Annotated in this window: 17 protein-coding genes; 6 read left to right on the forward strand and 11 right to left on the reverse strand. The window is 33.6% G+C overall.

What is annotated here, in order from left to right; translation table 11 throughout:
* Positions 1-56: 56 nt before the first annotated feature.
* The 4 genes from NSS74_RS15205 to NSS74_RS15220 all read right to left on the reverse strand — a co-directional run bounded on the left by NSS74_RS15205 (position 57) and on the right by NSS74_RS15220 (position 2,389).
* Positions 57-1,148, reverse strand: a complete 1,092-nt coding sequence (locus NSS74_RS15205; RefSeq protein ID WP_340813896.1) for a serine hydrolase — start codon at positions 1,146-1,148, stop codon at positions 57-59.
* 100 nt (positions 1,149-1,248) lie between these two features.
* A complete protein-coding gene (locus tag NSS74_RS15210) occupies positions 1,249-1,884 on the reverse strand; it encodes a cupin domain-containing protein (RefSeq protein WP_305927317.1) in 636 nt (211 codons plus the stop codon).
* A gap of 161 nt (positions 1,885-2,045) precedes the next feature.
* Positions 2,046-2,207 carry a hypothetical protein gene (locus NSS74_RS15215; protein ID WP_000109008.1) on the reverse strand — a complete coding sequence of 54 codons (162 nt, stop codon included), beginning with the start codon at positions 2,205-2,207 and terminating at the stop codon, positions 2,046-2,048.
* A 65-nt stretch (positions 2,208-2,272) separates the two neighbouring features.
* Positions 2,273-2,389, reverse strand: a complete 117-nt coding sequence (locus NSS74_RS15220) for a hypothetical protein (RefSeq protein ID WP_002031004.1) — start codon at positions 2,387-2,389, stop codon at positions 2,273-2,275.
* A 131-nt stretch (positions 2,390-2,520) separates the two neighbouring features.
* On the opposite strand from NSS74_RS15220, the gene NSS74_RS15225 reads away from it, so the two are divergent.
* Complete coding sequence (locus NSS74_RS15225; RefSeq protein ID WP_002011948.1) at positions 2,521-2,943, forward strand: YfmQ family protein; 423 nt, start codon at positions 2,521-2,523, stop codon at positions 2,941-2,943.
* 53 nt (positions 2,944-2,996) lie between these two features.
* On the opposite strand, the gene NSS74_RS15230 is transcribed toward NSS74_RS15225, so the two are convergent.
* The 5 genes from NSS74_RS15230 to NSS74_RS15250 are packed head-to-tail and all read right to left on the reverse strand — an operon-like array spanning position 2,997 to position 8,788.
* On the reverse strand, positions 2,997-3,830 hold the full coding sequence (locus NSS74_RS15230) for a hypothetical protein (RefSeq protein WP_340813899.1): 834 nt from the start codon (positions 3,828-3,830) through the stop codon (positions 2,997-2,999).
* A 20-nt stretch (positions 3,831-3,850) separates the two neighbouring features.
* Positions 3,851-5,113: an MBL fold metallo-hydrolase gene (locus NSS74_RS15235; protein WP_340813900.1), complete on the reverse strand. Its 1,263-nt coding sequence runs from the start codon at positions 5,111-5,113 to the stop codon at positions 3,851-3,853.
* Positions 5,110-6,780, reverse strand: coding sequence for an ABC transporter permease (locus NSS74_RS15240; protein WP_002031009.1), 1,671 nt, complete (start codon positions 6,778-6,780; stop codon positions 5,110-5,112). The genes NSS74_RS15235 and NSS74_RS15240 overlap by 4 nt, the downstream gene beginning before the upstream one ends.
* Positions 6,781-6,792: 12 nt before the next feature.
* A complete protein-coding gene (locus NSS74_RS15245; RefSeq protein WP_002086426.1) occupies positions 6,793-7,818 on the reverse strand; it encodes an ABC transporter substrate-binding protein in 1,026 nt (341 codons plus the stop codon).
* Entirely contained in the window at positions 7,796-8,788 is a 993-nt protein-coding gene (locus tag NSS74_RS15250) for an ABC transporter ATP-binding protein (RefSeq protein ID WP_340813902.1), read from the reverse strand. The genes NSS74_RS15245 and NSS74_RS15250 overlap by 23 nt, the downstream gene beginning before the upstream one ends.
* A gap of 161 nt (positions 8,789-8,949) precedes the next feature.
* Between NSS74_RS15250 and NSS74_RS15255 the strand changes: the two genes are divergently transcribed.
* Positions 8,950-9,843, forward strand: coding sequence for a LysR family transcriptional regulator (locus tag NSS74_RS15255; protein ID WP_012260691.1), 894 nt, complete (start codon positions 8,950-8,952; stop codon positions 9,841-9,843).
* Between the two features lie 40 nt (positions 9,844-9,883).
* On the opposite strand, the gene NSS74_RS15260 is transcribed toward NSS74_RS15255, so the two are convergent.
* Both NSS74_RS15260 and NSS74_RS15265 read right to left on the reverse strand, forming a co-directional pair.
* Positions 9,884-10,408: a DUF4398 domain-containing protein gene (locus NSS74_RS15260; RefSeq protein WP_002086429.1), complete on the reverse strand. Its 525-nt coding sequence runs from the start codon at positions 10,406-10,408 to the stop codon at positions 9,884-9,886.
* A gap of 109 nt (positions 10,409-10,517) precedes the next feature.
* Positions 10,518-11,786: an MFS transporter gene (locus NSS74_RS15265; protein WP_002031019.1), complete on the reverse strand. Its 1,269-nt coding sequence runs from the start codon at positions 11,784-11,786 to the stop codon at positions 10,518-10,520.
* Between the two features lie 117 nt (positions 11,787-11,903).
* On the opposite strand from NSS74_RS15265, the gene NSS74_RS15270 reads away from it, so the two are divergent.
* From NSS74_RS15270 to NSS74_RS15285, 4 genes are all read left to right on the forward strand, one after another.
* Positions 11,904-13,118 carry a helix-turn-helix domain-containing protein gene (locus tag NSS74_RS15270; protein ID WP_016092904.1) on the forward strand — a complete coding sequence of 405 codons (1,215 nt, stop codon included), beginning with the start codon at positions 11,904-11,906 and terminating at the stop codon, positions 13,116-13,118.
* A gap of 66 nt (positions 13,119-13,184) precedes the next feature.
* A complete protein-coding gene (locus tag NSS74_RS15275) occupies positions 13,185-13,364 on the forward strand; it encodes an H-type small acid-soluble spore protein (protein ID WP_001025736.1) in 180 nt (59 codons plus the stop codon).
* Positions 13,365-13,544: 180 nt separating this feature from the next.
* Positions 13,545-13,880 carry an antibiotic biosynthesis monooxygenase family protein gene (locus NSS74_RS15280; protein ID WP_098636150.1) on the forward strand — a complete coding sequence of 112 codons (336 nt, stop codon included), beginning with the start codon at positions 13,545-13,547 and terminating at the stop codon, positions 13,878-13,880.
* A 2-nt stretch (positions 13,881-13,882) separates the two neighbouring features.
* Positions 13,883-14,473: a dienelactone hydrolase family protein gene (locus tag NSS74_RS15285; RefSeq protein ID WP_002086433.1), complete on the forward strand. Its 591-nt coding sequence runs from the start codon at positions 13,883-13,885 to the stop codon at positions 14,471-14,473.
* Positions 14,474-14,476 lie beyond the last annotated feature (3 nt).

Consider the following 14,476-nt stretch of genomic DNA (forward strand, 5'->3'; position numbering starts at 1 on the left):
TAGAAAAGAGCGCCTTTTAAAAAGCGCTCTTTTGTTTACATAATAAAATTATTCCATTATAACTTTCTTCTGAATTCTTCATCTGTTATAGCATCTTGAATAAAATAATCTATATTATTTCTCAGCTTTTGATATGCAACTTGATCTTCTATATCGTTAAACATAATTACAACTTCTACCTTATTCCCTTTCTTATCTGTAGTATACAAACTTTTTGTCAATACGAATGCGGTAGAACCACCTTTTTGACCAGCATATTCCAACTTACTATTTTCAACTGTTCCTTTAAAAACATTATCAATTTCATCTTGCATTGATTTTGGAAAATAATTTCTACTATTTATCTTTTCCATTAAACTCAAATAATCTTTAGCATTTGCACTCACTAATCGATCTGACCAAATACGCTGGAATTCCATATCTATTTTTAATGGTATATCACGTTTCTTCCATTCACTTTCATCTTTCATCCATTCATGTATTTGTAACACGTGTTTATTATATTCATCATTAGACATGTTACGTATCATTTCTAACGATTGATTTTCTGGCTCATTAAGCTCTTTTTCTACATACCCTCTCATATATAGTGAAGCAGTATACGAAGAGAACTTGTCATGACTAGTAAGTTCTAACTCTTTTAAACTATCATTTACTCTTTCTATTCCAAGCTTATCTAACAAATATGTTGTATTCGCATTAGAACTATAATGAATCATCCCTTTAGCCACTTCTTCTAAAGCAATCTGTCCATTTTGCACTAACTCTCTCACTTTTGAATCTTCTAACCAGTCAGGATGCGCTCCACCATCAGTGTTTTTAACATAATATTTTTCTAAATCCTGCAATGAAATTTGTTCATCTCGACTTATTTTTCCTTCTGACACTTGCTTAGCAAATTCAACTGCTATGACGATTTTTGCCGTACTCGCTAATGGCAATTTTACATTTTCATTTATAGATGTTAATACTTCCCCATTTTTTCTAATTAGTAATGAACACGTTTCATCACCTTTATGTTCTTTTATGTAGTTTAATACGTAATCAGGATCTTCTTTTGACAAATAGTACTTCATAATAACAAAGAAAGCTATAACAGCTACTATAATGACTCCTGCAACAATTCCTATAATCTTTAATATGTTCACAATATGCCCCCTCTATAAATTCCCTTCTATATAATAATTATAACGAATAAAAATACAAAATTATACAAAACAGAGTAACTCTTCCTAAAAAAAGAAAGAGTTACTCTATTTCACATGATGTTATTTGTCCATTTAACGTAACAACTATATTTGAGTCGTCACTTTCTTTAACGCTATTTAGTCGATTTGAGTTAGGAGGACCAATTACAACTGACTCCTTAATTGGCGAAAGGTCCTTTCCTAATTTTTCTGCACTTACACCGTATGCAGCTTGAAATACTTCTGGCGGTGTTAATCTAAGTATGTCTGATCCCTCTGCTGTTTCAAACTGATCGTTATTAAAGAACAAATGTAATTGTACTTCTTCTGTTACCGCTGTAATCCAATGCCACCATCCCATTGGAATAAAGACAGTTTGTCCCGCTTTCACATGATAATTTTGCAATTGATTCGTTTCGGGATTTAAAATGGATGTAACTGCTTCTCCTGATACAACAACATCTAATTCCCACGCATTCGGATGCCAATGTGGTTCCCGCATATGCCCTTTCGTCATAAATAAATCAACAAACGCCCCTCCTATCATCGCAGGTAACTGCGTTGAGGTAACTTCATATGCAACGTTTTTCTCATCTCTTTTAAAAAAGACATTTTTTCTCGAATCAAAGAAAAGATTTGGCGTTCCTGAGCTTTTCTTTAAATTTTTATTATCTGTAACATAACCTGAACTACTCATTCAATCCCTCTTTCCCGCTCCGAACATTTCTGATTTTACACTGTATCGTATGGAAAAAATGTATGAATGTGCCTATCATTCACATAACAAAAAAACATGCCTTCATGATGAGAGCATGTTTTGTGATTTTTTTCACATTATTTAGTTAAAAAATAAACTTTTTACTTACCATGATGTAACATTAAATCACTAAGTTCTTCTTCAATGTGATTTAATTTCGCAACTCCTTCTTTCCACTTATGAATATAACGCGATACCCCGACAATAAATAAAACAATAATTGTAGAAAGAATAATACCATATACGATTGTTACAGTACTCATAGTTACACTTCCTTATAATTAGTAATGTTGTTATTAGTTATATTTTTATTATAAACCTTTTTCTTTTAAAATACTTCGATTTCAACTTTTTGTAACAAAATTGATTTTTCTAATATTTCGTTCATAAAAATGGAATATTTTTCACAAATTATACAAAACTTCACCATATGTACTATTGCCACCTGAGTTATATTGTTAAATAGGATAAAGTGAAATTTTAGTCAGTACGGGGTATCTATCCCACACTGATTATTAGCCCGCACCAACCAGGATTTTACGGACCGTTACTGTGGGATAAAGGGGATGAAATACTATGACGACTTGGTTTATTGTAATGTTAGTTGTATTTGGAGCATTTAAAATTATTGTTTCTAGCCTTCCTAACTCTGCTATTGAATCCATTATTAGCAAGTACGAAACACATCCACAACTTGAAGAAGAGAATGTGACTGTTACAATCAATGGAAATAACTTAGAAGGCGAAAAGAAATCCAAAATTATTCATGATTTTAACGAAGGATTATTTTTAGATCGCTATTATGCACCACCACACAATGAAGGCACTCCTTTAATTATCAATGCAAAACGTGGCAAAAAAGATTTTACATTTTATATTTATAGTCATGAAGAGCATGTTGATGTAGTAAAACAACATAAAAAGAAGGTAGTTGCTTATAGTTTACGCTCTAAAAACCTTCAAAATAATGATATGTTCGTGTCAGCTGATTTAGCTTAATGCTCATATATTAGAAGAAGGAATCCATGGCACATAGATTCCTTCTTTCCTATTTACTGAAAAATAAGCTCTGTCTTCAAACTATCTTTCGGTAACAACCATCCTTTTTGTTCTAAACTCTTCATTAATAATTCTCTTTGTTTTGTTGCAATACTTTCCTCATTTGTTTTAAACGACACTTCTATTACGAAATCATCTTCTATTTTCCCTGTATTACTTAGTGGCCAAACTTCAATATTCGTTTTTATATTTTCAAACTCCCCTGTATACCGTTTCATTAATACAGGACCGTAAATACGAGAATTCTTGAGCATTTCTTCTCCCCAATTCGTATACAACCATTTGTTCATTTTCCCTGGCAACTTTTCTATTAACATGTTTTGAGCGGCTCGTTCGTTTGGTAAATCAAGTACTCCATACCCTTTAGCACTGTAACTTTTCTTATTTGAAATACTTAACGTTTTTTTCTCAAATCCCCAATCTATTTCTGCCTCATAGTTATCAGTTTTACTATCAAATCCATCCTTCTTAGCTACTTCTAATGCATCTTGAATCATACCATTTTGAATCGGGTATCTCTTTTTATATGTTAGCTCAAAATCTTTACTAAATTCTTTCTTTCGAATCCTCGCAAACCAACCTTCATTACTTAAACTTTTATTCGCCGTATCTAAAAATTGCACTTGTATTCTTTCATAATTTGTACCAGCCTGGAAATGTTCTAGTACCTCTTGCTTCATCTCTTTGTTATAACCTAATACTTGTTCTGGCTTTAATAATAACTTCACTTCAAAGCTAGGTTTCATTGGACTAGCAGCAAAACCTTCCTTAACGTTATAAAGGAAACAACAAAAGAAAATACTTACGAATACAAATACTTTTTTCATATACCGATCTCCTTTACATTTTAAATTACTTCTATACGTTCCATTGCAAGTGAATATATATTTTCATATCCTGCTGTACTAAGCTTTTGCTGTAATCGATCCGTATCCTCTTTCAGTGCGTGTACTAACACCGTATGTTCTGGTAATAATGTATTTAACATCGCCTTAACGTCACTTATACTTTGATGAACCTTATATGGAACTCGCTCTACCCTACATTCTCTACTTACACATTCTTTCATCACCTTTTCTGCAAAACTCCCTTTAGCAATATGTCCAGTAAAGATAATGGAATTTCGTTCTTCATGCCGAAGCTGTTCATAATACAACTGTGCTCGTTTCGTTTGCATATTCGCATCACTCATTACAACTATTCCGTAACTATTTTGCATACAAATGTCATTATCCATAACTATTATGTTTCTTTTTAAAACCTCCACAACCCGTTCAAGTTTTTCTTTATTTTTTAACCAATCTTTATATATGAACATCTCTTCAAATCCAGCCAAAATTTCTTTATCTACTATAATTGGAAGTTCTTTATATCGTTCATATAAATAAAATACTATATCTTGCGCCCTACCAAGTGAGGGCAGTGGTAGTAATACTGTTCCTTTATTTTGAGCAACTCGTTCAATTTCTGCACATAATTCGTCTACTCGTTCCTTTTGTGAAACATCATCAGTGTGATAAGCGGCATCTACAATTGCAATTTTTATATCGCTTCGCAAATTTTCAGGTAAATTAGCTCGTAGTATATTAGATTCTGCTGAATAATCACCAGAATAAAATACGTATGTATTACACATATCCACTAAAAACCAAACAGCTCCTAATACATGCCCACTATACCCCCATTGAAACCTCAACGTCGGTGTAATCTGTATCCATTCATTTGGATTACTAATCTCATCAATACATACATAATTTAAATCTTTAATATTTTGATCGTTATAAGGTAAATTCCACCCTTTTGAAAGATTGTAGTTTCCCCATTTTTCAAAATAAGCTGGAAGTTGCTCCTTCGTATAACGAGTCGTCCAAATTTTTTTCTTATATCCATACTTCGTCAATAAAGGTAAACCCATCGTATGGTCTTCATGAATATGTGATAAAAATACTGCATCCAAAAATGGAACAACTTCTCTTTCTATTTTGGGATAACTATCCTCATATGATCGATTAATACCACAATCAAATACTATTTTTGTCTCTTTATTTTTTACAAAATAGCAGGAACGACCGTATTCTCCCGCTCCTCCCCATACTTCCATCCTCATCATGCTACCCCTTTTCGTTTTTGCTCCATATGTTGCAGAAGTAATAAGCACATTGTTGTAAGCCCCACAGAAACAACAGCCATTGCCATTCCTATAGATACTTCTCCTTGTTCAAATTGAGCAAAAATAAACGTTGCTGACGTTTCTACTGATGGAGGTAGTACGAGAAGCGATGCTACTAACTCTCGTATCGAAATCGTAAATGTCATCGCCCATCCAGCAAGAATTCCTGGAATAATAAGCGGCAATATTATTTTTCTAAAAATATAAATGTAATTCCCGGAAAAAATACTTCCTGCCTGTACAAGAGAATCATCAATTTGTCCGAGCGATGCTTTTACATACTGCACCGTATAAGGTAAAAAGAGAACAACATACGTTACGATAACCATGACTGGTGTATTGTAAATTGACATAGGCATATAGGGTGAATTCCAAAATAAAATAAGCCCTACAACCATCACTATTCCTGGTACCATATTCGGTAACATGCCGCACATATCAAGCCATTTTTCAGAGGACTTTTTCCCCTTTCGAATCATAAGCGCCAAAAATACGCCAATAATTACAGCAACAATCGCCGTTACGAGTGAAAAAAGAAAACTGTTCCATAAAGCTTCTAATCCCGGAGAACCAATTGTAAATAATGCTTCATAATGGCTTGTTGTAAAGTTATTAAAATGTAAGCCACCGCCTCTTAACTTCGACAAAGAAGCAATAAGTATAGAAAAGTATGGGATTCCAATTGCTACTATTAGTAAGCCAATTACATAAACCCATGCTATAACGCGCGCAAATATAGACAAAGTATACCTTTTAGATTTCACACCTTTTCCACTAACCATTGCATATGTATACTTTCGATTCAATACATTTTGCATATACCAAATGAGCATACACGCACTAAGTAATAAAGAAGATAGTGCTGTGGCACTGCCAAAATCAATCGGCCAACTAGAGATAAATTTATGAATCTCAGATGTTAACACATGGAATCCTATTCTACGTCCGAATGTAGCTGGTGTTCCAAATTCAGCAATCGTCTTTACGAAAATGAGTAAAGCACCCATTACATAACTTGATAACAATAACGGTAGTATTATTTTTCTTAAACGATAGAAAAAACTTCCACCATGAACTGCTGCCGCTTCTTCTTTACTACTCCCAATCTGAAGTAACGTGTTTTTCAACATGAAGTAAAGGAATGGGAATAAATGCAGACTCATAATTAAAACCATACCGCCTAAACTAAAAAACGATGATGAAATCGGCTTTAAAGCCGGAAAAAATTGTTCAAAATAACCGTTAGGTTGCATGAACAAAATCCATCCCATCGATCCGATATAGGGCGGGGTCATAAATGGGATCATAAAAACAATATCTAACTTACTATACTTTCCTACATCTGTTTTGCTCATAATGAACGCCAATGGAAACGCAAATATTGTAGCTCCTATTACAACGAGTACACCTAGAAGCATCGAATTTAGAAAAATCCCAGCTAATCCACCACTCTGCATGACTTCAAAAGGCTTTAAAAAATTCCAACTGCTATTTTCATATACACTAGAAAATAAAATGAGAAAAAGCGGAATGACGATTAACATCGCCACAAGTAACAACGCTACTGTCATTCCAACTTGTCTTACTGATACGAATCGATTTACCATGTAATCACCATCTTATTGAAATACTTTCTTAAATTGTTTTGCTATTTCATCTTGTTCTTTCTCAACTGTTTTCCAATCAATATTTAATACTGGAATCTCTTCTACATTCGGTCTATTTTCAGCTTTTATATCTTTTCTACCGGGCAACAAATACGCTTTAGAAACTTGTTTTTGCACATCATCTGATAATAAATAATCAATAAACTCTTTTGCACCTTCTACATTTTTACTATCCTTCATAATGCCTGCTGCACGTGGACTAATGACTGTTCCGCTTTTTGGATATACGATATCAACCGGTTCACCCTTTGCTTTTGCACTGTACGTCATATAGTCAACACCCGCAATTACCATATCTTTCGCACCTGTTACAACTGGGTCTAACGCTTCTTGGTTTGCCCCAGCTACTGTAACTTCATTTTTCTTAAGCTGTTCAAATAAATTCCATCCATCTTGTCCATTCTTTTTCACATATCCTGTTACAAAGTCTAAAGCTGAACCTGAAAGTGCTGGATCTGGAAGATTCACTTTCCCTTTCCATTCTCCTTTCGTTATATCGCTCCAATCTTCAGGTGCTGTCTTCACATTTTTTGTGTTATACACAATTCCTAATGCTGAAGCACTATATCCAAAATAATGTCCTTTATCATCCGACCATTCAGAACGAAGCTTATCAGCTTGTTTTGCTTCTTTATAAGCTAACGTTTGCCCATCTTTTTTTAATCCTTCCATCGCTGGTAAAGAAGCAAGTACGACAACGTCAACGACTGGATTTTTCTTTTCAGCCTCCATTCTTGCTAAAATCTTACCTGTTGTTCCTTGAAACATTTCTACTTTTATCCCTGTTTTCTTTTCAAAGTCCTTTTGAATTTTTTCTGCTAATCCTTTTGGTCCTGCACTATATACAACGATTTTTTTTTCATTAGCGTTTTTATTTTTTGCATCTACACTGCCTGTCTTTGAGCTACAACCTGTTACTACAGCAGAAAATAGTAAAGTACATACAAATAAAGACTTAAGCGAACTGAATTTCTTCATACGATTCTCCCCCTATATGATGAATACATTTTTTTGGTACATATAACGATACCGGTTTACCAACGCTTAGCTTACTATTGTGATAAGCTGTCCATACACCGAGTGTCCCCATGTTTACTTTCACTTCATAACGTTCTCCTACATATGTAACGTGCTGAACTTCACCTGTATACATTTCGCATAAGTCATTTTTTGTCCAGCTCACATGCTCTGGACGAATCATTTTTTTCCCCTCTACAAGCCAATTTGCCTTACCAACAAATTTTGCAACAAATTCATGAGACGGTTTCACATAAATGTCTTCTGGTGTTCCTTTTTGTAATACTTCACCCTGCTTCATGACAATAATTTGGTCTGACATTGACATAGCTTCTGTTTGATCATGTGTTACATACAATGCCGTTAAACCAATTGAATGAACGATGTCCATAAGTTCTAATCGCATTTCTTCTCGCAAAATTGCATCGAGTGCACTTAACGGTTCATCGAACAAAATAAAATGAGGTTTCGTTACAATTGCTCTAGCAAATGCGACACGTTGCTGCTGTCCACCTGAGAGTTCATGCGGATATCTTTTCTCCATACCTTGCAAACGAACTCGCTTTATCGCATCTTCTACCTTTTCTCTTAATTGATTCGTTTGCTTTGTAGCCCTTAAACCAAATGCAACATTTTCAAATACAGTCATATGCGGCCATAAAGCAAAATCTTGAAATACCATGCCGATATTCCGTTCATGAGGAGATGTTTTTATCTTTTTAGCAGAAGAATACATGCACTTATCTCCAAAATATATTTCACCTTTATCCGGTTCCTCAAGCCCTGCAATCATTCTAAGTAAAGTCGTTTTCCCGCATCCTGAAGGTCCTAAAAGTGTGGTGAATTCCCCTTTTTTCATTACAATCTGTAACGGCTTTAACGCCTGTGTTTTCACAAATGCCTTTTCTAATCCATGAATTTTAATATCCATCGTTTCACCTCTCTCCCCTCATTCTTAACCTGCTTTCATTCTATCTGGAAGTTTTATACTGAATGTTAATGTACTGTAAAGATTAAATTAAAAAATCTCTAATAAACTATTTATTTCTATAGATTTTTTCTATAGTTAGAAGAAAAAGGGGCCAACTTATCATGAATCTCTTAAAATTAGAAATTGTAGTGCTTATTAAGAAATACAAAAAGCTTACTATTGTTGCAGAAAAACTTGGCGTTAAACAACCTACTATTACGTTTCATATAAAAAGCTTAGAAGAGGAACTTGGTGTGCCTTTATTTGAATTACGTTCCGGAAGGTATTTCTTAACAGAAGCTGGTGAAGCGTTGCATCATTATGCTTGTAAAATAGATGCACTTATGAAAGAAGCTAGGCGGGTCACACAAGAGTTTAAAGATTTTAATAAAGGCGCTATAACAATTGGTGCTAGTTATGTACCCGCGACTTATCTTTTACCAGAAGTTGTTCACCAATTTCAATGCGAATTTCCAAATATAAAAATAACACTCATAGTAAAAACAGCTCCTGAAATTCGAACGATGCTACAAAATCATGAAATTGATCTTGGGATAATTTCTGCGGCACCGTTTGACGAACCACTTCTAAAACAAATGAATGTAACGCCTGATACACTTGTTCTTGCCTTTTCCAAAGAACATCACCTTTCTAAAAGAACAAATGTATCATTACAAGATATCGAAAAAGAACGTATATTATTGCATCGTAACCCATCTACAACGAGAGATTTACTTACACAATGGACGTTAGCACATAACATTACATTCCAATCAGAAATTGAACTAGATTCATTAGAAACGATGAAACAAATTTTAAAATATGGTAATGGGGTTGCCTTTATTTCAAAACTTGCTATTGAGCAAGAAGTACAACGAAATGAGCTATGCTATATACCGATCCCTGATTTTGAATTTCAGCGTAATATTTATACCATTCATCATGAGGACAGATGGAATTCTAAAATAATTTCTTTTTTACTACACAGCATTACTTCTTTTGCAGAAAAAAATTAAAAGGCTGTCGTTATACACGACAGCCTTTTAAACTATAACTCTATTTGTTTTTCTTATCCTCAATTTTTGCTTGTGCCTCTTCAGCCTTATCTAATGCTTCTGAAACTTTTTTCTCTTTTTCTTTTACATCATCTATACTATCAACAGCTTTAATTAATTTATCGATTCCTTCTTCATTTACCTTTTTTCGTTTCGCTACTCTTTCATTTACTTTCTCTTCCACATCTTTTGCTTTTTGAAGCATATTCTCTGCATTTGATGTCACAGCTTTTTCAAGTGCATCATCTTTTTTCTTTTGTAACACTTCATTTGCAATATCTTTCGTTTCTAAATACTTACCGTCTTTTAATGCTGTCGCACCACGATCTAGTAACTGAGCGACTTCTTTATATGCCTTCGCTTCATTTCCTGATTTCTCTTTTTCCGCTTTTTCAAACCACATAATCGCATCACTATATTTTTCATTTTTCAATGATTGCATACCTGTTTCAATATACGTGTCATAATTACTACATCCAGTCATTACGACTAACAGAAAAAGCATTACAAAACTTAATTTTCTCATGATGTTTTCTCCTTTTCTTTGCCTGCTCACTTTACTGTAACATACATGAAAAGGAGTTTCAAAAACTAAAATACTAATATGGTCATTTTTATATTGTTAAAATTTTCTTTTAAACCGATACATCCACTTGTTTTTTCGCCATATGCTGCTTTACTCCAACTAATACAACTAACAATAATCCTCCACCTAATGTCATCATAACAATGCTAGTCGGTAACATATCTAATAATAATCCATATACAATCATTCCAAGCGGTGCGATTGCAGTAGAAATTGTTTCAAGTAGACCGAATACACGTCCTAAATAGTTTGGATCTGTCGTCTTTTGCATATGTACTTGCATCGGGATATTTACAACCATCATTGATATACCGGTTAAAATCATAAAAGTGATATAGTAAATAAAACTTGCTACTTTCGGAATGATAACTAATAACGGAAAGACTGTGCATAAACTCAAGCCCGCAAATAAAAACAGTCCAATATAAACAGAGCGAAACGGATTATTCACTTCTTTACGTACTGATAAAACAATTGCACCAATTAGCATCCCGACTGCTAACATTCCCTCTACAACACCGAGTTGCTTCGAGGATAAATGCAAATTTTTAATAATAATATATGGAAGCGAAACGAAAAGTGCACTCGCAAAAAAGTTTACCCCTACTGCAATTTTCATTAAACCATATATTTCATGCTGTCGTTTCACATATGAAAAACCTTCTTTTATACTCGTCAAGAAATGCTCTTTACTTTCGGCCAATTCTTTTTTATATAAATCAAATACGATGAATAATTGTACAATAACTGCTAAAAAGAATGTAATACTATTTAACAGGAAAAATGTTTTGATTGAAAAGAAACCAAATACAACTCCTCCAATAATCGGCGCTAAAATATTCGATAAAGATGATGCCGTCTGATTTAAAGCACTCGCTTTTTGAATACGCTCCTCATCTACTAAATTAGGAATAGACGAAGTTAATGAAACAGAATAAAAACTTGCACAAATTGATAATAATGCCGCTGATACATAAATAAACAGAAGTGATGGTCCAAATATAGTAGCAAGAATAAACATGATAAGCATTGTTAAGCTACTTAATAAATCAGTGCCAATTACAAGCCATCTTCGGTTCACACGGTCAGCTACAGCACCTGCAATTGGGCCACAGATCATTCTTGGTATTGATCCGCAAATAAGAGTAGTTGCAAACCCCATTCCTGAACCAGTTGTCTTTAATACGTATAATCCCATTGCAAACGTATAAATACCCGCCCCTAACAAGGACGTCATTTTTCCAATCATCATTAAAATAATATTTCTCGTTGCAATCTTCATTTTCCAATCATTTTGACCTATACTTACATCCCCCATTATGACACTCTCCCTTTAAAAGTTAAATTGTGTTAAACTTATTATATATAAAACTTTCCAATTTTTACAACGAAAAGTTTAATTATATTTAACTTTTTGATTATAAAGGAGCATATGATGGCTACTCTCGGCGAGAAAATTAAAACGTTACGAAAAGAAAAAAAGCTTACTCAAACTGAATTAGCAGGTTCAGAACTGACAAAAAGTATGTTAAGTCAAATTGAAAATGGAAAAGCTACACCTTCCATGAAAACATTACAATACATCGCTGAAAAACTTGGATGCGAAACGAGTTTTTTACTAGAAGAAGATGATGTAGAAATTGTAGAAATCATTCAACAAATGGAACAACTAATAAAGGCAAATAAATGTGATGAAGTATATGAGACTTTACTACCTATCGTTCAAAAAGAGCTACCTTCTACTTTAAATACCGCTCGTTTATATAAACAATTTGTAACAGCTGCGGCGATTATGAAAGATTACAACATTGAATATTACGTTGAAAAGGCTACTTCTATTTTTGAAAAATATACGTTATACCGGGACAGTACGGAAACAAAATTAAAATTATCCTTTACGATATTCACACGTAAAAAGTATGGTGAATGTTTACAACTTATAGCTAGTATTAGAAATGATTATGAAGAGAAACATTTAGAAATGGATCTCATTATACATATCGAGTTATGTTTATATGAAGCCATCATTTTACTAGCATGCGGCGATTATGAAACATGTGAAAAAACAATATTAGAGGCACTCGAGTTTTCAAAAAAGCATCAAGTATATTTTAAAACAGACGAATTTTATCGGATTTTATCTTACCAAAAAGTCATTACAGCTGATAAAGAACAATATTTATATTACATAAAAAAATCTGAGCAATTTGCCATTTTTACAGAAGATACTCTATCCATTGCGATTATTGATATTTTAAAAGCTTACTACTACAACACGATTACTAATGAATATACAATCGCATTAAAACATCTAGAACAATTTCGAGAGAAACTAAAAGATGAGCCACTTTTTCAAGACGACGGATTGTATTATCTTGAAAAAGGAAAAGCTTTATACGGATTGAAACGTTACGAGGAAGCTTTACAAGCATTGCAACGTGATATCATGCCGGATTATATGAACCATCCACTTGATCAAGCGTGGCTTACAACAGCAGGTGCATATCGTGCCCTTTGTTATGTAAAACTTAACGATAAAAAAAGGGCTCTGGAGGAAGCTACAGAAGCCGCTCAAAAGATACAATCCTACCCGGATTCCATCTTTTCTTCTTTTATTAAAGAAACATTACAAATAATACAAAAACTTTAAAAATGTCTCGAAATGGTATATTATTCCTCCTTTCTTGCAAAGATAATAATGATGGGAGGAATATAAATGAATATACAACGCGCAAAAGAGCTTTCCGAGTCATCTGAAGAAGCCAATGTCAGTTTTCAAGGCATGCCTGTTATGATTCAACACGTCGATGAAAGCAACGAAACCGCCCGCATATATGAAGTAACAAATCCAAAACGCGAATTAACGGTTCCAGTTAATAGCTTAGAGGAAATATAAAAAATGCCACTTCGATTTTGAAGTGGCATTTTTCTTACTTTAGATTACTTAATATAAATCCCTTCTATCCTCTGTTTTACAACACCTAAAAAAAATAAGAATCTTCTACTTCTTTTTTTAACCTGCTAAAATACAAACTATGAATTAATTATTCGCACTATACATTAAGGGGGGAAAATAATGAAATATGATTTAGAAAAAAACAAGCCCTATTATGCAGTTATATTCACTTCTAACCTATCAAATGATACAACAGACTATAGTACCGTTGCTGAAAAAATGGAAGACCTTGCGAAACAGCAACCTGGATTTTTAGGTGTCGAAAGTGCACGTGATAATTCCGGACTCGGAATTACAATTTCTTATTGGGAGTCACTTGAAGCAATTGAAAATTGGAAAAGGAACGCCTTACATAAAGAAGCGAAAAAAAGAGGCCGTGAGCAATGGTATGAAAATTTCCACCTGCGCATCTGCCTTGTTGAGAAAGAATATAAGTTTCATAGAGGCACATTGTAACTATGAAGAAAAAACTAGCTCTCGTTGTTGTTCATGAAATATACGGTGTGAATGATCATATGCATCGTGTTATAGACCACTTCACTACATCTCATATAGATGTATTCTGTCCTAACCTTCTACAATTACAAAGTGCATTTCATTATAGTGATGAAGAAAAAGCATATCAACATTTTATGAACCATATTGGATTTGATAATGGAAAAGAGCAAATTGAAGAATTCATTACTTGCCTTTCCAATAGTTACACACATATTGGACTTATTGGCTTTAGCGTTGGAGCTACCATCTCATGGCTATGTAATAACAATCCTAGAATAGATTTTATCATTGGATGTTATGGTTCCCGTATACGTGACTATGTTCACATTAAACCTACATGTGCTACATTACTTATTTTCCCTGAACAAGAAGCTAGTTTTTCAGTATCCTCTTTAATCCAAACATTGCAGCAACAAAATAATCCTTTATTAGAAATAAATCAACTACACGGTGAACATGGATTTTTAAATCCGTACACTGAAAAATATAACGAGCACTCTACAAAGCAAGCATACAACCTAATAGATTCGTTTCTTACGCAAACAATATGATAA

This window comes from Bacillus sp. FSL E2-8868, from assembly GCF_038005505.1.
GTDB lineage: Bacteria > Bacillota > Bacilli > Bacillales > Bacillaceae_G > Bacillus_A > Bacillus_A mycoides.

Bases quoted from the DNA above. Each gene is read 5' to 3' on its own strand.
- NSS74_RS15210 (WP_305927317.1), bottom strand. From the start codon at position 1,884: ATGAGTAGTTCAGGTTATGTTACAGATAATAAAAATTTAAAGAAAAGC.
- NSS74_RS15215 (WP_000109008.1), bottom strand. From the start codon at position 2,207: ATGAGTACTGTAACAATCGTATATGGTATTATTCTTTCTACAATTATT.
- NSS74_RS15225 (WP_002011948.1), top strand. From the start codon at position 2,521: ATGACGACTTGGTTTATTGTAATGTTAGTTGTATTTGGAGCATTTAAA.
- NSS74_RS15230 (WP_340813899.1), bottom strand. From the start codon at position 3,830: ATGAAAAAAGTATTTGTATTCGTAAGTATTTTCTTTTGTTGTTTCCTT.
- NSS74_RS15235 (WP_340813900.1), bottom strand. From the start codon at position 5,113: ATGATGAGGATGGAAGTATGGGGAGGAGCGGGAGAATACGGTCGTTCC.
- NSS74_RS15240 (WP_002031009.1), bottom strand. From the start codon at position 6,780: ATGGTAAATCGATTCGTATCAGTAAGACAAGTTGGAATGACAGTAGCG.
- NSS74_RS15245 (WP_002086426.1), bottom strand. From the start codon at position 7,818: ATGAAGAAATTCAGTTCGCTTAAGTCTTTATTTGTATGTACTTTACTA.
- NSS74_RS15250 (WP_340813902.1), bottom strand. From the start codon at position 8,788: ATGGATATTAAAATTCATGGATTAGAAAAGGCATTTGTGAAAACACAG.
- NSS74_RS15255 (WP_012260691.1), top strand. From the start codon at position 8,950: ATGAATCTCTTAAAATTAGAAATTGTAGTGCTTATTAAGAAATACAAA.
- NSS74_RS15260 (WP_002086429.1), bottom strand. From the start codon at position 10,408: ATGAGAAAATTAAGTTTTGTAATGCTTTTTCTGTTAGTCGTAATGACT.
- NSS74_RS15265 (WP_002031019.1), bottom strand. From the start codon at position 11,786: ATGGGGGATGTAAGTATAGGTCAAAATGATTGGAAAATGAAGATTGCA.
- NSS74_RS15270 (WP_016092904.1), top strand. From the start codon at position 11,904: ATGGCTACTCTCGGCGAGAAAATTAAAACGTTACGAAAAGAAAAAAAG.
- NSS74_RS15275 (WP_001025736.1), top strand. From the start codon at position 13,185: ATGAATATACAACGCGCAAAAGAGCTTTCCGAGTCATCTGAAGAAGCC.
- NSS74_RS15280 (WP_098636150.1), top strand. From the start codon at position 13,545: ATGAAATATGATTTAGAAAAAAACAAGCCCTATTATGCAGTTATATTC.
- NSS74_RS15285 (WP_002086433.1), top strand. From the start codon at position 13,883: ATGAAGAAAAAACTAGCTCTCGTTGTTGTTCATGAAATATACGGTGTG.